The sequence below is a fragment of the Micromonospora sp. NPDC048868 genome (genome assembly GCF_043198195.1).
In the GTDB taxonomy this organism is placed as follows: Bacteria; Actinomycetota; Actinomycetes; order Mycobacteriales; family Micromonosporaceae; genus Micromonospora; species Micromonospora reichwaldensis.
On the sequence record NZ_JBICUN010000001.1, the window covers coordinates 587,000 to 603,962 of the forward strand.

Below are 16,963 nucleotides of genomic sequence, written 5' to 3' on the forward strand. Positions count from 1 at the left end.
CTGCCCGCCGTCACACCGTCACCAGGTCCTTGAGCTGCTCGTAGCGGGCGTCGCCGATGCCGTCGACCTGGCGCAGGTCGCCGACCGAGCGGAAGCCGCCCTGCTGGTCGCGGTGGGTGAGGATGCGCTGGGCGAGCACCGGCCCGACGCCCGGCAGCGCGTCGAGCTGCGCGAGCGTCGCGGTGTTGAGGTTGAGCCGGCCGCCCGCGCCGGGCGCTCCGGGCGCGCCGCCGGGAGCCGCCCCGGGCGGGGGTGGCGCGCCCGGGGGTGCCGCGACGCCGACCAGGATCAGTTCCCCGTCGGTGACCTTGCGGGCGGGGTTGAGCAGGGCCACGTCCACTCCCGGCAGCGCCCCGCCGGCCGCCTCCACGGCGTCGGCGACCCGCGCGCCGGCCGGCACCCGGACCAGCCCGGGGCGGCGTACCTTGCCGGCGACCGCGACCACCAGCTCGCCGGCCGACGTGGCGGCCGGTTCCGCGAGGCCGGTCACCGTCGCATCGGGTGCCTCGGCGGTGGCGACCGGGCGGACGGGCTCGGTCTGCGGCCGGGACCGCCAGGCCCAGAAGCCGGCCCCGAGCACCACCAGCACGGCGACGGCGGCCAGCGCCCGCACTCCCCGCCGGCCGGGGTCGAACGCCCCGGGCCCCGGCAACCGGGACGCCACACCGGCCTCGGGGGCCCGGGCCGGCGGGTCGGGTTCCGGCGCCGCCGCCGCGCCGACCGGCAATGCCGCTGTGCGGGACGGCAGCGCCGTTGTGCGCGGTGGCGACGCCGGTGTACGAGGCGGCAGCGCTACGACCGGCTCCGGCACCCCGACCGAGCCCGGACGGTCGACGGACAGCCCGGCGAGCCTCCGATGATCGCCGGACAGCCCGGCCGGCCCCTGACGGTCGTCGAACGGCCCGACGGGTTCGCCGGTCCGCTCCAGGGGATCGGCGGACCCGCCGGGGTGCGCCGGTGCGGCGCTCGACGGCCAGCCCGCCACCAGCTGGCGCAGTCGTTCCCGGACCACCGTCTCCTCGTCTTCTGACACGACGCGAAGCTAGGTCCGCGAGCCCGGGGCGCGCGGCCGGCCGGGGTACGGCTGTGGATGACGGCGCCGCCTGTGGACAACCGCCTGATCATGCGGGTGATGTGCTAGGGCGGCGAGGAACCGCAGCTCAGCGCGTCGGGACCCGGACCGCTCACCTGCCCCGTCCTAGCGGTTGCTGGCGTCGAGGGCAGCCTGCTCCACCCGTTGGTGGTGGTCCCGCCACCACGGCTCGTCAGCGGGTGGCAGGTTGTCGTTCCCGGGCAGCAGCCCGGCCGCGCCGTCGATCAGCTCGCGCACGATGTCCGCGTGGCCGGCGTGCCGTTGTGTCTCCGCGACGACGTGGACCAGGACGCGGTGCAGTGTGACCGTGGCGTCGCCCCACCACGGCACCCGGCCGACGTCGTCGAGCGCGAGGGCTTCGATGGTGGTGTCGGCGTGGGAGCTGGCGCGACGGTACAACGCGAAGATCTCTTCGCGGCTCTCGTCCGCGGTCGCCCACATGTCGGCATTGGCCTCGGCGCCGTCGCCGACGTACGGCAGCTCCTGCGCGAACGGCCGGCCGAACACGACGCCGAAGTAGAGGATCTCCATGGCCGCCGCGTGCTTCACGAGACCGAGCAGGTTGGTCGCGGTCGGGGTCAGCGGGCGCCGGGCGTCGTACTCGCTGAGCCCGTCGAGCTTCCACAGCAGCGCGTCACGGCCGCCCTTGAGGTAACTGTGCAGGTCGTCCTTCATCGGGTCACGATGGCATCCGGGCCGGTGTCGGCGCTGCCCCGCGTGATCGACAGCGATCACGGTCGGCTAGGACACCCTAGCCGCTGACCGGCGGCCGGCGGTGCACGACGACGCAGGCCAGGCCGGGCCCGGCGTGCGCGGCGACCACGGCGCCGGCCTCCGAGACGTACGAGTCGTGCAGGCGGTCGCCCAGCCGGGCCGTCAGCGCCTCCAGCAGCGCCTCCGCCCGCTGCGGCGCGGCGAGGTGGTGCACGGCCAGGTCGACGTCGGCGTCCCCGGCGGCCTCGACGGCCAGGTCGGCCAGCCGCGCCACGCCCCGGCTGGCCGTACGCACCTTGTCCCGGAGGACGATCGCGCCGGCCGGCATGTGCATGATCGGCTTGACCGACAGGGCGGTGCCGAGCAGCGCCTCGGCGGCGCCGATCCGGCCGCCCCGGCGAAGGAATTCCAGCGTGTCGACGTAGAACCAGATGCTGGTACGGGCGATGGCGTCGACGGCGGCGTCGCGTACCGCCGACAGGTCCCCGCCCCGCTCGGCGGCCGTGGCGGCGGCGACGGCGGGGAAGCCGAGGCCCATGCCGGTCGAGCGGCTGTCGACCACGGCGACCCGGTCGTCGAACCCGGCGGCGGCCAGCCGGGCAGCCTCCACCGTGCCGGAGAGCTCGGCCGACAGGTGCACCGAGACGATCCCGTCGGCGCCCGCGTCGAACAGCTCCCGGTACGTCTGGGCGAACTGCTCCGGCGCGGGGCGGGAGGTGCTCACCGAGACGCGCCGGCCGCCGAGCGCCCGGGTGGCGTCGGCGGGGGTGGTCTCCACCCCCTCCAGCCCTTCGGCGCCGTTGAGCACGACGGCCAGCGGCACCACCGTCAGCCGGTGCACGCGCAGCAGCTCGGGCGGGAGGTAGGCGGTGGAGTCGGTGACGACCGCGACGGGCATGCCCGGCACGCTAGCCGATGTCGTCGGGGAACGCCCGGGTCAGACGGCCTCGGTGGCCGGGACGGTGATCAGGCCGACGTTGTGGGCGCGCAGGTGCCAGCCCCGGGTGGCGTCGTGGCGCAGCTCGGTCCAGTGGCAGTTCTGCAGCGCGCCGATGGTGCGCAGGACGGCGTGCTCCCAGCCGAGCAGGTGGCCGCAGCCCTGCCGGGCCGCGCCGCCGTGGGTGGCGACCACCACGGTGCCGCCGGGTACGGCGTCGGCGGCGTCGGACAGGGCCGCGCCCATCCGCTTGCCGAGGTCGTCCAGGGTCTCGATGCCGGCGCCCGGGTCCGGGTCGCCGGCCTGCCAGCGGGCGAACTCGGCGGGATGGCGCTCGGCGGCCTCGGTGAGGGCGAGCCCCTGCCAGGAACCGAAGTGGCGCTCCCGCAGCCGTGGGTCGGTGCGCACCGGCAGCCCGGTCAGCACGGACAGCGCGCCGGCGGTGTCCGCCGCGCGGCTCAGGTCGCTGGCCACGATGGCGTCGGGCCGCAGCCCGGCCAGCAGGGGCGCCGCGGTGCGGGCCTGCTCGCGGCCGAGGTCGTTGAGCGGTACGTCGGTCTGCCCCTGGACCCGGCTGGCGGCGTTCCAGTCGGTGTTGCCGTGCCGCCAGATGATCAGGCGGGTCATTCCGCGGTGGTGGAGCCGGTGCCGGACTCGGCGTCGACGAGGTCGCGGTCGACGAACGGGATCGTCGGGCAGTCCTTCCAGAGCCGGTCGAGGGCGTAGAACTCGCGCTCCTCGGTGTGCTGGACGTGCACCACGATGTCGACGTAGTCGAGCAGCACCCACCGGCCGCCCCGCTCGCCCTCGCGCCGGATCGGCTTGGCCTTCTCCGGCAGCTCCAGCAGCCGTTCCTCGATGGCATCGACGATGGCGAGCACCTGACGCTCGTTGGGAGCCGCGGCGAGCAGGAACGCGTCGGTGATGGCGAGCTGGTCGCCCACGTCGATGATGACGATGTCCTGCGCCTTCTTGTCGGCCGCGGCCTGGGCGGCGGCGATGGCCAACTCGTGGGCGCGTTCGGAAATTGTCACCGTTCTCCTTCGATCAACCGTGCGATCCTCCAAGCGTCTCACACCCGGTGGAATCCCGACTCGTCAGTTCTGGCGCGTTACCCGCCCGAACCGCCCCATAACGGGCCGAATCACTGCTGATAGAGGCGTCGCTTGGCGATGTACTGCACCACACCGTCCGGCACCAGATACCAGACCGGCTCCCCCCGGGCGACCCGGGCCCGGCAGTCCGTGGACGAGATGGCCATGGCCGGGACCTGCACCAGGCTCACCGTGTCGGCCGGCAGGTGCGCGGCGGTCAACTCGAAGCCCGGCCGGGTCACCCCGATGAAGTGGGCCAGCTCGAAGATCTCGTCCAGGTCCTTCCAGGAGAGGATCCGCTCCAGCGCGTCCGCCCCGGTGATGAAGAACAGCTGCACCTTCGGGCCGTACTCGGCGTGCAGGTCACGCAGGGTGTCGACGGTGTAGGTGGGCCCACCCCGGTCGATGTCCACCCGGCTGACCTGGAAGCGCGGGTTGGAGGCGGTGGCGATGACCGTCATCAGGTAGCGGTCCTCCGCCGGGCTGACCGGCTCGTCCGCCTTCTGCCACGGCTGGCCGGTGGGGACGAAGACCACCTCGTCCAGCCCGAACCGGTCCGCCACCTCGCTGGCCGCGACGAGGTGCCCGTGGTGGATCGGGTCGAAGGTGCCGCCCATGATCCCGACCCGCCGGATGTCTTCCTCCACCCCGCGATCCTAGGCCGGGCGGAACCGGCGGCCCCGGGGGGCCGCCGGACCGTCCCGTCCGGCGGCCCGGCCTCGGCGCCCCCACGGTGGCGGGCGGCGACCACCCCGTCGGCCGTCAGGCCGCCGCCGCGGCGACCGCCGTCCGGGCGACCAGGGCGCGGCGCAGGTCGTCGTCGGCGTCGGTCACCACGCGGCGCAGGCCGGGGGTGACGTCGTCGCGGGCCAGCAGCGCCGCGGCCGCCTCCCGGGTGGGCTGCGCCACGGCGTGCCGGGGGAAGGCCAGTCTCGCGACGTGGTCGGCCACCCAGGGCGTACGCGCCCGCGCGGCGGCCGGCATGTCGGCGAAGTACCGCTCGACGTAGCCGGCGGTCAGCTCGGTCTGCTCCGGCTGCCAGAACCCCTCCGCGGTCGCCTCGACGAGTCGGTTCGACAGGTCGGTGTTCGACACGACGATCTCCCACGCGGCCCGCTTGGCGGCCGGATCGGGCAGCGCCGCGCGGCAGCGGGCGGCCCGCTCGGCACCGGCGGCGCTCGGGTCGGCCGCAGCCTCGGCGGCGATCTCCGCCGCACCGGCCGCGCCGAGCACCACCAGCCGCAGCAGCAGCGCCCAGCGCAACTCGGCGTCGACCGCGAGCCCCGGCGGGACGTCCCGGCCGGCGAGCCAGCCGGCCAGCCGGTCGGCGTCGGTGCTGGCGGCGATCCAGCCCCGGGCCGCCGCGAGCTGGAGCGAGCCGCCCGCCGGGGCGCCGTCGAGCAGTTTCCGACAAGCGGCGGCGACCTGCGCCAGGGCGGCCTCGCGGGCGGGCGGGTCGAGGTAGCGGTCGACAAGTGAGCGGCTGAGCGTGAGCACGTCCTCGGCGATGATCACCTCGGTCTCGGCGGGGAGGGCGGCGGAGATCAGGGCCACCAGGCCGGCGACCGGACGCTCCCCGTCGGTGGCGGCGTCCAGCGCCTCGCCCCAGAGCAGCGCCCGGGCCAGCGGGTCGGCCAGGCCGGGCAGCACCAGCGGCACGGCGTCCGCCGACGCGGGGTCGAGCCGGATCTTGGCGAACGTCAGGTCGCCGTCGTTGGGCAGCAGCAGCCGGGCCGCCGGCTCGCCGGCCAGCCCGGTCAGCACCGTACGGCCGCCGTCGGCGTCCGGGTCGAGGTCGACCTCCGTCCGGACGACCGTCCCGTCGGCGGCGTACCGGCCGACGCCGATGCGGTGCGGGCGCAGCACCGGGTACGAGTCGGGGGCGCTCTGCCGGATCGCCACCCGGCTGTAGCGGCCGTCCGCGTCGACGCTGACCTCGACGCGCAGCGTGTCGACCTGCGCCGAACGCAGCCAGCGCTCCGCCCAGCCGGACAGGTCCCGCCCGGCGGCCGCGGCGAGGCTGCCGAGCAGGTCGGTCAGGGTGGCGTTGCCGAACCGGTGCTTCGCGAAGTGGGCGTTGAGGCCGGCGAGGAAGACGTCGTCGCCGAGCCAGGCGACCAGTTGCCGCAGCACGCTGGCGCCCTTGGCGTACGAGATGCCGTCGAAGTTGAGCAGGCCCTCGGCGGCGTCGGCGACCTCCTCGGGCGCCACGGGGTGGGTCGAGGGGCGCTGGTCGGCCGCGTAGCCCCAGGCCTTGCGCCGCAGGGCGAAGGTCGTCCAGGCCTGGTCGAAACGGGTCGCCTCGGCGGTCACCCGGGTGCCGAGGTACTCCGCGAAGGACTCGTTCAGCCACAGGTCGTCCCACCAGCGCATGGTGACCAGGTCACCGAACCACATGTGCGCCATCTCGTGGGCGATGGTGGTGGCGCGCTGCTCCCGCTCGGTGTCGGTGACCGCGGAGCGGAAGACGTAGTCGTCGCGGAAGGTGACAAGCCCCGGGTTCTCCATCGCGCCGGCGTTGAACTCCGGCACGAACGCCTGGTCGTACTTGCCGAACGGGTAGCGCTCGGCGAAGAGCTGGTGGAACCGGTCGAGGCACTGCCCGGTGACCGTGAGGATCTCCTCGGCGTCGGCGTCCAGGTGCGCCGCCAGGGAGCGCCGGCAGTAGACGCCGAGCGGGATGCCGTCGTGCTCGCCGCGCCGGACGTGCCAGGGGCCGGCGATCAGCGAGACGAAGTACGTGGCCAGGGGCGCCGTCGGGGCGAACTCCCAGCGCCCGGGGCGCGGCGTGGCGGCGAGCTGGCCGTTGGCCGCGACGGTCCACTCCGGCGGGGCGGTGACCGACATGGTGACCGGGGCCTTCAGGTCGGGCTGGTCGAAGGCGGCGAAGATGCGCTGCGCGTTGTCCAGGAAGGACAGCGCGTAGAGGTAGGTCTCGCCGTCTGCGGGGTCGACGAAGCGGTGCATCCCCTCCCCGGTGTTCGAGTACGCCATCTCGGCGGCGACGGTGAGCGTGTTGGCCTCGGCCAGCCCGGTCAGGGGCAGCCGGTTGTCGGCCAGCGCGGCCGGGTCGACGTCGCGGTCGTTGAGTCGTACCGCCAGCAGTTTCGCGGGTTGGACCTCGACGAAGGTCTCCGCGCCGGGGGTCGCCCGGAAGCGGATGGTGACGTCGGAGCGGAATCGCTCGCCGTCGCCGGTCAGGTCGAGGTCCACCTGATAGGACTCGACGGTGATCGCCGCGCCACGCGCGGTCGCCTCTACACGGGTCAGGCTCGGCATCCGCTTATCCTGCCCGATGGGAAACCGTACGTGTTTCCCTCATGACCCCCTGGCACTGGAGGACTGAACGATGGCTTCGCACCCCAAGGGTGACTTCGACCTCTCCCGGGCGGTCTGGCAGCGGGCCGAGGGCGACACCTCCGAGAGCGCCGTCGAGGTCGCCTTCGTCGACGACCTGATCGGCATGCGCAACTCCGCCGAGCCGGACGGTCCGGTCCTGGTCTTCACCCAGGCCGAGTGGGACGCCTTCGTCGCCGGCGCCCAGGACGGCGAGTTCGACCTGGACTGAGGTCGGGCCGACCGCTGCCTGCCCGACCGTGCGGACCGACCGCGCCCGGCCCGCACGGTCGGCCGTCAGGTGGCGGCGCAGGTCAGCGGCGGAACGGGGTTGGTGCCGCTCCACGAGCCGGGGAAGCCGACGACCGTCGATGGGCCGGCTGTTCCCTGACCGCCGGTACGGGGCCGGGCGCTCCGCGTACCCGGCCCCGTACCGGCGGTCGGTCAGGTGGCGGGGCGGGGCCAGCGGCCGCTGGCGGGCCCGCTCACTGGCTCGGTCGCCGTGGCCGCACCCGCTTGGCCACCGCCGACCAGAGCCGGCCACCGAGCCGGGTCCGCTTGACCCAGCGCAGTCGGGCGACCGCGCCGCCGGCCGGCTGGCGTTGCTGCGGGGGCGCGGTGATCCGGGCGTACGCGGCGCCGGTGGCGGGCCGGGTGGTGTCGGGTTCGAGCTGCTCGGAGGCGAGCGCCAGCCAGGTGAACTGTTGCAGCGTCCGCTGGTCGGGTCGGCCGCCCCGGGCGGCGGTGCGCAGCGCCTTCTCCACGGCGGGCCGTCGGACGAGACCGGTCAGCGGGCCGTGGGCGGTGTCCAGCAGTTCGGCCATGGCCTGGAGGCCGTCGCCCTCCCACACCCGGGTGGCGGTGGACGGGCCGGTGGAGACGCTGACGAACGGGACCTGTGCCCACTCGGGCACCAGGCGGGCGATCAGCCCGGTGTGCATCAGCCGCTCGCGCTTCTGCCCGGGAGTCAACGCGAAGGTGGCGACGACGAAGCCGGGCGAGAGGAACGGGGTGACCATCCCGATCGCGTAGGCGGAGGTGTACCAGCGGCGGACCCGCTCCACCAGGTAGATGTAGTCGACCAGGCGCAGGTCGTGCAGGCCGAGCCCGCTGCCGTGGTCGAGCAGGCCGCGGATCCTCTCCTGCTCCGCGGTGACCACGGCCGCGTCGGCCACGCCCGCCGGCACGGCGTTCAGCAGCCGGGCGATGGCGGTCTCCTGCGGGGACGGCCCGCCGTCGTCGTCCGTCGGGGGATACCAGTATTCGGTGGCGAGCTCCCCGGCGGCACCGGTGAAGGTCGCCGGGCCGGCCTGGTCGACCAGACGCCCGGGGCCGGCGGGGCGCACCAGGTAGCTGGAGGGGAACTGGTGGTCGGTCAGCCGTTGCAGTCGCCGGGCCCGCTCGTGCAGGCCGGTCCCGAGCACGTTGGCCCGCGCCCCGGCGAGCCGGAGCGTGTGCTCGGGGTGCAGCCCCCGCTTGTCGCGCAGGATCCGCACCAGTTCGCGGGCGACCTCGCCCTCGGCGCGGGTGTCCTCGTTGGTCAGGAACCTGGGGGTCCGGCCGGCCGCGATCAGTGACGCGGCGATGAGCCGGGAGTCCTTCCCGCCGGACAACCCGAGGGTGATGTCCTCGTCGTAGAGGCCGTGGATGCTGGCGGCGGTGGTCGTGATGGCGTCGGCGGCACGGTCCAGCAGCTCGGTCACCGGTCGGCCCTGCGCCGCCAGCCCGTCCCGCACCACGTCGTCGGTCGCGTACTTCGTGGTGGTGGTGAGCTGCCATCCGCCGCCGTCGCGCCGGCGGCCGGTCACCCGCTCGCCGGGACGGAGCAGTCGGGCGCCCCGCACCGGGGAGCTGTCGCCGCCGAAGTGCCCGCAGAGGGTGTATGACGCCCAGCCGTCCAGGTCGGGCCGCAGGTCTCCGTGCAGGAACGCGGCCAGCAGGCTGGGCCGGGTGCAGAAGGCCGTCAGGCCGGCCGACCCGCCCGTGAAGACCCGGCACATGCCGATCCAGTCCTGTTGCAGGGCGAAGTTCCCGGCCGCGTCGAGGGCCAGCAGGCCGAACGGTGGCACCACCTCGCGGTGCACCTCCTCGCCCGCCAGCAGGCGCCCGGCCAGCGCCGCCGGGCCGCCCGTCACGTCGACACCCACGGGCAGTCCGAGCGACACGGCGGTGACCGGCCCGACGGTGTCGACGGCCGGCCATCGGTAGGCGCCCTGGTCGCTGCGGTGCAGGATGGTCACGCCCCAGTCGTCGGCGCCGAATTCGTGTCGTACGAAACTGTCGGGCACCACGTCGGCGACGGCCGTTTCAAAGCGATGTCTCGCGGCGCGCCGGGCGCTCTCCGACAGATTGTCGTCGGCGAACCAGGCCAGCATCACGTGCATGTGCGATTCCCCCGAACTCGCAGGAGCGGTCGTTTTCCGCCTGGTGGGAAGTCAACCTCCCGAACACCTGGCGCGGTTGCCTTGGTGAACAAACGAGGTACTTCCGGCATTGGTGATCGGGGCTGACCTTTCGGCGTCGCAGGCGGCGCGAATTCGCCCACTAAATAGCCACAAAACGGGCGGCCGGTGGCGAGGTTGCTCCGGCACGGGTTCTGAGATCAATTCCTCAGCAGGGCTGTCGCCGCTTTGGAATGGACTGCTCGCGGGATTCCCGGCACGACCATTTCTCGATGACGGCAAATGCGATCGCCCGCTCCCGGATTCGCGTCCGCGACGGATATCCGACAGCCGCGCGCACGAGGTCGACCTTTCCCATCGCCCGCACGCGCGACTGCCGCATCGGTGATCTCGAATGGCGGGCTAGTCGCCGTCGCCCCAGCCGAGCCCGCCCGGTCCCGGAGCGTGATGGAAGCCGGGGTGGCCGGCGACGTCGGCGCAGCGCTCGCCGTCCGGGCCGGACGCGCCGCAGAACAACCGTTCGGCCTGCTGCCACGCCTCGGCCGGCGACAGCGCCGACGCGCCCAGGGCCACCTCGGGTCGCAGCAGACTCAGCGCCTCCGCGTACCCGACGGCCAACTCCCGGGCCGACGCCAGGTCGGCGGCGGTGAAGCCGAGGTGCACCGTGAAGAACCGGCCCGGCCGGGCCGAGCGGCGGGGCGGCGCGATCAATGACGCACCCGCGACCTCCCCTGCCGCGCCGAGCGCCTCCCGCGCCTGCCGTTGCCGCCAGTACGCCGGCCTGTTGTCACGCATGTGTCCTCCCCGTGGCGATCGTGGGCGGCCTCGTCCTGCGGTGGACCGCCCGCGTTCCGTCCCGGCCACCGCCGGGGTCGTGCCGGCGGCGGACCGGCGCGGACCGCTCCCCGAGGAAACCAGCTCGCCGCGTCCCTGGGAGGGGCCAGCAGACGCGTCGTCCGCTGGCCCCTCCCCGGCACCACCCGCCGCCCGCCCCACGCCGCGGCCGACCCGGCGGCGGGGTTCAGGCACGCCGGCCCGGGTAGACGCAGAGGTACGGACAGGACCCGGCCGGCAACGGCCGCCACCTTCGGTCAGGAGGCCCGATGGCGACCATCCCGACGGAGCGCAGCCCGGACAGCTCGGTGGCGTTCCTGCGCGACGGCTACCGCTTCGTCGGCCGACGCTGTGACCGCCACGGCACCGACATCTTCCAGGCCCGGCTGCTGCTGGAGCCCACCATCTGCCTGCGCGGCCGGGCGGCGGCGGAGCTCTTCTACGACACCGAGCGCTTCGTCCGGGCGGGCGCCATGCCGAAGCGGGCGCAGCGCACCCTCACCGGCCGTGGCGGTGTGCAGGGCCTCGACGGGGCGGACCACGCCGACCGCAAGGCCATGTTCATGTCGATCATGACGCCGGCCGCGGTCCGGCAGCTCGCGCAGCTCTTCGACGACGAGTGGCGGGCCCGCGTCCCGTCCTGGGAGTCGGGCGGGCCGGTGGTGCTCTACGACGAGGTCGGCCGGATGCTGACCCGCGCGGTCTGCGCCTGGGCCGGCGTGCCGCTCGCGAACTCCGAGGTGGACCGGCGTACCGCCGAACTGCACGCGATGATCGAGGGGCCGGCGGCGCTCGGCCCCCAGCACTGGCGTGGCCTGTGGGGCCGCCGCCGGGGCGAACGCTGGATCGGCCGGTTCGTCGACCGGCAGCGCGCCGGCACGCTCCCCGCCCCCGACGGCAGCGCGCTGCGGGTGGTCGCCGAGCACCGCGACGCCCACGGGCGGCTGCTCCCCCGCCGGATCGCGGCCGTCGAGCTGCTCAACGTGCTGCGGCCCACGGTCGCCGTCGACCGCTTCATCGTCTTCGCCGCGCTGGCCCTGCACGACCACCCGGCCTGGCGGGAACGGGTCCGGGAGAGCGACGAGGCCGCCGAGACCTTCGTGCAGGAGGTACGCCGCTACTACCCCTTCTTCCCCGTGGCCGCCGCCCGGGTCCGGCGCTCGTTCGACTGGCAGGGCTACCACTTCCCGCGCGGCCGGCGGGTGCTGCTCGACCTGTACGGCACCAACCACCACCCGGCGCTCTGGCCGGAACCGGAGCGGTTCCGGCCGGAGCGCTTCACCGGTTGGCGGGGCGACCCGTTCGCCCTCGTGCCGCAGGGCGGCGGCGAGCACCTGACCGGTCACCGCTGCCCCGGGGAGTGGATCACCATCGAGCTGATGAAGCGGGCGGTGACGAACCTGACCACGACGATGCGGTACGACGTGCCACCGCAGGACCTGGCGTTGAGCCTGCACCGGATGCCGGCGCTGCCGCCGAGCGGGTTCCTGGTCACCAACGTCCGCCGCACGGCCTGAACACGACACCGCCCCGGGGACCTCGACGGCCCCGGGGCGGTGCGGTCGCGATCACGCTCAGGCCGGGTGCAGGACGCTGCGCAGGCAGCCGTCCTCCTTCTTCTCGAACATCTCGTAGCCTCGCGCGCCCTGCTCCAGCGGCATCGGGTGGGTGGCCAGGTAACCGGGATCGATCTCGCCGGCCGCGATCCGGTCCAGCAGCATCGGGATGTAGCGCTGGGCGTGCATCTGCCCCATCCGCAGCACCAGCGCCTTGTTCATCGCCGCGCCGAGCGGGAACTTGTCCACCAGGCCGGCGTAGACGCCGACGATGCTCACCGTGCCGCCCTTGCGGCAGGCCATGATCGCCTGCCGGACCGACGTGGGGCGGTCGGTCTGCAGCCGGGCCGTCTGCTTCGCCCTGTCGTACGCGTACACCGGCCCGACGTCGTGCGACTCCATGCCGACGGCCTCGATGCACGCGTCCGGCCCCCGGCCGGCGGTCATCTCCCGCAGCGCCTCCAGCACGTCGGTCTCGGCGTAGTTCACCGTCTCCACGCCGAGCCGGTCGGCGGCGGTGGCGAGCCGCTCCGGCAGCCGGTCGATCACGATCACCCGCTCGGCGCCGAGGAGCTGGGCGGACCGGGCCGCCATCTGGCCGACCCCGCCGGCGCCCCAGACCGCGACCACCTCGCCGCCCTTCAGTGCGCAGAAGTCGGCGGCCATCCAGCCGGTGGGCATCGCGTCGGAGGCGAACACCACCGAGTCGTCGGGCACCCCGTCGGGCACCGTGAACGCCCCGATGTCGCCGAAGGGCACGCGGACGTACTCGGCGTGGCTGCCGGAGTAGCCCCCGGCGGCGTGCGAGTAGCCGAGGATGCCGGCCGGCGAGTGGCCCCAGAGCTTCTCGGTGAAGACCGGCTGCGGGTTGGAGTTGTCGCAGAGCGAGTACTGCTCGGTGCGGCAGTACCAGCAGCCGCCGCAGGCCACCACCGAACCGACCACGACGCGGTCGCCGACGCGCAGCCGCCGTACGCCGGGGCCGGTCTCCACGACCTCGCCCATGAACTCGTGGCCGAGGACGTCGCCCTCCCGCATCGCCGGCAGGAATCCGTTGATCAGGTGCAGGTCGGAGCCGCACACGCTGCTGGCGCCGACCTTGACGATGATGTCGCCCTCGGCGCGGATCCGCGGCTCCGGCACGTCGCGCACGGCCAGCTTGCCGACGCCCTCCCAACAGAGCGCCCTCATGCCCGCCCTCCCGTCCTCAGCCTCTCCCGCACCTTGTCGGTCGCCTTCTCCTGGGCCGGGCCGCGCCCGGACGGGTCCCGCCGGGTGTCGACGACCTGGCCGCACTCGACAAGCGCCTTCACCCGGCGCAGCGCGTCCCGCAGGGCCTGGTCCGGGTCGTCGCCGCCGAGAAGTCCGAACGCCCGGCGCAGCGGCCCGGAGCGCCACCGCAGCTCGGCGCGGACCTCCGTGCCCCGGTCCTGGGGCGCCGGCGTCAGGTGGACCGTGCCCTCCTGCTCCGGCCCGTCGGTGACCCGCCAGCGCAGCCGCCCGGGTCTCTCGACGGTGATCTCGGCCCGCCACTCGGTGGCCCCGCCGGCCGGGTCCCGCGCCACGCAGCGCCACCGGTCGTCGTCGAGCCGCTCCAGGGTCGCCCACCCGGCCAGCGCCCGGTCCATCCGCTCCCGGTCCGTCCAGAAGCCGATCACCGCCGCCGCCGGCCGGTCGATCGTCACCCCGCGCCGCACCACGTACCAGCCGTCGCGGCGCTCGGGCTGGTGCCGGCGTCGTCGACGGGCCACCGCCCTGCCGACGCCGACCACGGTCACGGTGGTGGCGCCGAGCAGCGCCCACCTCGTTCCGTTGCTGGTCATCTCGTCTCCTCCACCCGGGTGCCCGGGGATCGACCACCCGCACGAGTTGCGCTACCCGGGACCGCCCGACCGAAACGACGCGCCGGTTTGCCCGGTCGATAACCGGGCACCTGCTGCGGGCACCCACCGCCACCGGGAGGCACCGTGTCCTTCGACGCCAGCGAGTACGGTCGGCACGCCGCGGACGTCTACGACGAGACGTACGCGCACCTGACACCCGACGCGGCGGTGGAGCGCCTCGCCGCGCTCGCCGACGGCGGCCCGGTGTGCGAGTTCGGCATCGGCACCGGTCGGCTCGCCCTGCCGCTGGCCGCCCGGGGACTGACCGTCGCCGGTGTCGAGGGCTCCCCGGAGATGGCCGCCGGGCTGCGCGCCAAGCCCGGCGGGGACGCGGTCGAGGTGGCCGTCGGCGACTTCGCCGAGACCCGGGTGCCCGGTGAGTTCGCCCTGGTGGTGCTCGCGTTCAACACGATCTTCGCGCTGCCGGACCAGGCCGCCCAGGTGGCCTGTTTCCGCAACGCCGCCGCCCACCTGCGTCCCGGCGGACGGTTCGTCGTCGAGGCGTGGGTGCCCGACCCGGGCGCCTTCCGGGCCGGCGGCGCGCTGCGGCCGGTGCGGGTGGCGGAGGACGTGGTGCTGCTGGAGGCGGCCCTGCTGCACCCCGCCGAGCAGCGGATGACCACCACGAAGGTCCGGATCGGCAACGGCGGGGTGCACCTGCTGCCCGCCAACCACCGTTACGCCTGGCCGGCGGAGCTGGACCTGATGGCCGAGCTGGCCGGGCTGCGCCGCGAGCACCGGTGGGAGGACTGGTCCGGCCGGCCGTTCAGCGACCACAGCCGCGAGCACGTCTCCGTCTACCGCCGCCCGGAACGGGCGTGAGCGCCCCGGCCCGACCGGCCGGTGCCGCTCCCGGCGGCGACGGCCACGGCACCGGCGCGCCGACGGCCGGGGGCGCCGACGGGCGCCGGCTTCCCCTGGCGTACGTGCTGCCGCTGCGCTGGACCGACGACGCCGACCTGGCCGAACTGACCGCCTACCTGCGCTGGCTGAACGCCCGGGTGGACGTGACCGTGGTCGACGGGTCGCCGCCGGAGGTCTTCGCCCGGCACGCGGAGGCCTGGCGCGGCCTGGTCCGGCACCTGCGGCCGGATCCCGCCCTGCGCGGCGTCAACGGCAAGGTGACCGGGGTGCTCACCGGCGTCGGCGCGGCCCGGCACGAGCACGTGGTGATCGCCGACGACGACGTCCGGTACGACGAGGCGGGGCTGCTCGCCGTGCACCGGCTGCTCGACCGGGTGGACCTGGTCCGGCCGCAGAACTACTTCGACCCGTTGCCCTGGCACGCGTGGTGGGACACCGGGCGCACCCTGCTCAACCGGGCGCTCGGCGCCGACTACCCCGGCACCCTGGCGGTACGCCGGAGCACCTTCCTCACCATGGGCGGGTACGACCCGGACGTGCTCTTCGAGAACCTGGAGCTGATCCGCACCGTGCGCGCGTACGGGGGGACCGAGGCGGCACCCGCCTGGCTGCACGTACGCCGGCTGCCGCCGGACACCGCCCACTTCCTGGGCCAACGGGTCCGCCAGGCGTACGACGACCTGGCCCAGCCGGCCCGCCTGGTCACCTCGCTCGCGGTCCTGCCGGCGCTGGCGGCGGCGGTCGCGACCCGGCGGCCGAGGCTGCTGCTCGGGGCGGCCGTGACCACGGTGGCGCTCGCCGAGGCGGGCCGGCGCCGGGGCGGGGGCGCCGCGGTCTTCCCGCCGGCCACCGCCCTGGCGGCCCCGCTCTGGTTGCTGGAGCGCGGCGTGTGCGGCTGGCTCGCCGTCGGCCGGCGTGTGCTCCTCGGCGGGGTCCGCTACGCGGGGGGCCGGGTGCGTCGCGCCGCCCACTTCGAACGCACCCTCCGCCGCCACCTGCGCTGACTCTGCGCACCGTCAACCGCCCGGGACGCACACGACAGCTCGCGGCCACTCCCCGGACGGTGCTCCGGGAGTGGCCGCGAGCTGCGGCGTACGGTGATCGGGCTGGTCAGTACCGCACCTGTTCGCGGGACTGCTGCGCGTGGTCCTTCACGTCGTGCGCGGCCGAACGGGTGTCGTCCTTGACGGCGTGCACCGCGTCCTGGGCGGTGGAGCGGACCGACTGGGTGGCGTGCTGCGCCGGCTCGCGCAGCTCCTCCTTCAGCTCGCTGGCGACCTCGCCGAGCTTCTCCTTCACCACCCCGGCGTGCTCGCCGGCCTTCTCCTTGACCTGCGACGCCACCTGCTGCTCGCGGCGGGTCGCCGGGATCAGCGAGGAGGCGAGCCAGCCGACGCCGAAGGCGATCAGGCCGGCGGCCAGCGGGTTGCCCTCGGACTTCTGCCGGATCACGTGCGGCGCCCGCTGCGCGGCGTCGCTGACCGTCGAGGCCGCCGAGTGCGCCTTGTCGCTGACCGTCGAGGCGGCCGAGTGGGCCTTGTCGCTCACGGTGGACGCCGCCGAGGAGGCGTGGTCGCCCACTGCGTGGGCGCCGTGCTTGGTGCTGTGACCCAGGTCGGAAGCGGTTCCCATCACCTTGTCCCTCACATTCTGCAGTGCGTTGCGGGCCCGCTGCTTGCGGTCGTCGACGATGCGGGCGGGGCTGACCTTGTACGCCAGCGCGTCCACGTCGGAACTCAGGTTGTTCCGGGTGGCTTCGATCTCCCGGCGGATCTGGTCCGGGTCGGTGCTCATCGGGTGACCTCCTGCGGGTGGGGCTTGAGCGCGTCGGGGATCCGCTGCACGCTGTCGTTGGTCTGCTTGAGGCCGCGGATGTGCTCGGCGCTCTTCTTGGCCTTGGTGTAGAGGACCGCGGCGATCGCGCCCCAGATGACGGCCACGATCAGCGCCGCCCAGCCGGCGTCCATCACGTTGGACAGCCCGGCCCAGAGGGCCAGCGACAGGAAGAGGGCCACCATGTAGCCGCCGAAGCCGGCGCCGCCGAAGAAGCCGGCGGTCTTGCCCGCCTTCTTGCCCTCCTGGCGGATCTCGGCCTTGGCCAGCTCGACCTCCTGCCGCATCAGGGTCGACAGGTCGCTGGTGACCTGGCGCATCAGCTCACCGATCGAGCTGCCCCTGACCTCGTCCGCGTCGTGGGGGTGGTAGCCGGAGTCCAGCCCCGCCCCCTGCGTCGGCATGCTCATGCCGCCG

Annotated in this window: 17 protein-coding genes; 4 read left to right on the forward strand and 13 right to left on the reverse strand. The window is 74.5% G+C overall.

What is annotated here, in order from left to right:
- Window positions 1-10: 10 nt before the first annotated feature.
- The 7 genes from ACGFNF_RS02760 to pepN all read right to left on the reverse strand — a co-directional run bounded on the left by ACGFNF_RS02760 (window position 11) and on the right by pepN (window position 7,117).
- Window positions 11-1,033: a ComEA family DNA-binding protein gene (locus tag ACGFNF_RS02760; RefSeq protein ID WP_357577627.1), complete on the reverse strand. Its 1,023-nt coding sequence runs from the start codon at window positions 1,031-1,033 to the stop codon at window positions 11-13.
- 165 nt (window positions 1,034-1,198) lie between these two features.
- Entirely contained in the window at window positions 1,199-1,768 is a 570-nt protein-coding gene (locus ACGFNF_RS02765; RefSeq protein WP_357577628.1) for a DinB family protein, read from the reverse strand.
- 76 nt (window positions 1,769-1,844) lie between these two features.
- Window positions 1,845-2,705, reverse strand: coding sequence for a DegV family protein (locus tag ACGFNF_RS02770; protein ID WP_357577629.1), 861 nt, complete (start codon window positions 2,703-2,705; stop codon window positions 1,845-1,847).
- A gap of 39 nt (window positions 2,706-2,744) precedes the next feature.
- Entirely contained in the window at window positions 2,745-3,371 is a 627-nt protein-coding gene (locus ACGFNF_RS02775; protein ID WP_357577630.1) for a histidine phosphatase family protein, read from the reverse strand.
- Window positions 3,368-3,778, reverse strand: coding sequence for a ribosome silencing factor (rsfS, locus tag ACGFNF_RS02780; protein WP_132240430.1), 411 nt, complete (start codon window positions 3,776-3,778; stop codon window positions 3,368-3,370). The genes ACGFNF_RS02775 and rsfS overlap by 4 nt, the downstream gene beginning before the upstream one ends.
- 110 nt (window positions 3,779-3,888) lie before the next feature.
- On the reverse strand, window positions 3,889-4,485 hold the full coding sequence (gene nadD, locus ACGFNF_RS02785) for a nicotinate-nucleotide adenylyltransferase (RefSeq protein ID WP_357577631.1): 597 nt from the start codon (window positions 4,483-4,485) through the stop codon (window positions 3,889-3,891).
- A 115-nt stretch (window positions 4,486-4,600) separates the two neighbouring features.
- Window positions 4,601-7,117: an aminopeptidase N gene (gene pepN / locus ACGFNF_RS02790; protein ID WP_357577632.1), complete on the reverse strand. Its 2,517-nt coding sequence runs from the start codon at window positions 7,115-7,117 to the stop codon at window positions 4,601-4,603.
- Between the two features lie 70 nt (window positions 7,118-7,187).
- On the opposite strand from pepN, the gene ACGFNF_RS02795 reads away from it, so the two are divergent.
- A complete protein-coding gene (locus ACGFNF_RS02795; RefSeq protein WP_088992395.1) occupies window positions 7,188-7,406 on the forward strand; it encodes a DUF397 domain-containing protein in 219 nt (72 codons plus the stop codon).
- A 253-nt stretch (window positions 7,407-7,659) separates the two neighbouring features.
- Here the strand turns inward: ACGFNF_RS02795 and ACGFNF_RS02800 are convergent, their stop codons facing one another.
- Window positions 7,660-9,558 carry a hypothetical protein gene (locus ACGFNF_RS02800; RefSeq protein ID WP_393165276.1) on the reverse strand — a complete coding sequence of 633 codons (1,899 nt, stop codon included), beginning with the start codon at window positions 9,556-9,558 and terminating at the stop codon, window positions 7,660-7,662.
- A gap of 420 nt (window positions 9,559-9,978) precedes the next feature.
- A complete protein-coding gene (locus ACGFNF_RS02805; RefSeq protein ID WP_311413774.1) occupies window positions 9,979-10,371 on the reverse strand; it encodes a hypothetical protein in 393 nt (130 codons plus the stop codon).
- A 308-nt stretch (window positions 10,372-10,679) separates the two neighbouring features.
- On the opposite strand from ACGFNF_RS02805, the gene ACGFNF_RS02810 reads away from it, so the two are divergent.
- A complete protein-coding gene (locus ACGFNF_RS02810) occupies window positions 10,680-11,927 on the forward strand; it encodes a cytochrome P450 (RefSeq protein ID WP_357577634.1) in 1,248 nt (415 codons plus the stop codon).
- A gap of 57 nt (window positions 11,928-11,984) precedes the next feature.
- Here ACGFNF_RS02810 and ACGFNF_RS02815 read toward each other — a convergent pair whose 3' ends face one another.
- Both ACGFNF_RS02815 and ACGFNF_RS02820 read right to left on the reverse strand, forming a co-directional pair.
- The gene (locus ACGFNF_RS02815) at window positions 11,985-13,157 is read right to left on the reverse strand and encodes a zinc-dependent alcohol dehydrogenase (protein ID WP_357577635.1); all 1,173 of its coding nucleotides are present in this window, start codon (window positions 13,155-13,157) and stop codon (window positions 11,985-11,987) included.
- Window positions 13,154-13,789 (reverse strand): SRPBCC family protein, encoded by a 636-nt coding sequence (locus ACGFNF_RS02820; RefSeq protein WP_357577636.1) that lies wholly within the window; start codon window positions 13,787-13,789, stop codon window positions 13,154-13,156. The genes ACGFNF_RS02815 and ACGFNF_RS02820 overlap by 4 nt, the downstream gene beginning before the upstream one ends.
- Before the next feature lie 144 nt (window positions 13,790-13,933).
- Here ACGFNF_RS02820 and ACGFNF_RS02825 point away from each other — a divergent pair, with 144 nt between their 5' ends.
- Both ACGFNF_RS02825 and ACGFNF_RS02830 read left to right on the forward strand, forming a co-directional pair.
- A complete protein-coding gene (locus tag ACGFNF_RS02825) occupies window positions 13,934-14,671 on the forward strand; it encodes a class I SAM-dependent DNA methyltransferase (RefSeq protein ID WP_393165279.1) in 738 nt (245 codons plus the stop codon).
- Window positions 14,668-15,717 (forward strand): glycosyltransferase, encoded by a 1,050-nt coding sequence (locus ACGFNF_RS02830; RefSeq protein WP_357577638.1) that lies wholly within the window; start codon window positions 14,668-14,670, stop codon window positions 15,715-15,717. The genes ACGFNF_RS02825 and ACGFNF_RS02830 overlap by 4 nt, the downstream gene beginning before the upstream one ends.
- A 106-nt stretch (window positions 15,718-15,823) precedes the next feature.
- On the opposite strand, the gene ACGFNF_RS02835 is transcribed toward ACGFNF_RS02830, so the two are convergent.
- On the reverse strand, window positions 15,824-16,507 hold the full coding sequence (locus tag ACGFNF_RS02835; RefSeq protein WP_357577639.1) for a DUF3618 domain-containing protein: 684 nt from the start codon (window positions 16,505-16,507) through the stop codon (window positions 15,824-15,826).
- Window positions 16,504-16,956, reverse strand: coding sequence for a phage holin family protein (locus ACGFNF_RS02840; RefSeq protein ID WP_132240440.1), 453 nt, complete (start codon window positions 16,954-16,956; stop codon window positions 16,504-16,506). Before ACGFNF_RS02840 ends, ACGFNF_RS02835 begins: the two co-directional genes overlap by 4 nt.
- Between the last annotated feature and the right edge of the window lie 7 nt (window positions 16,957-16,963).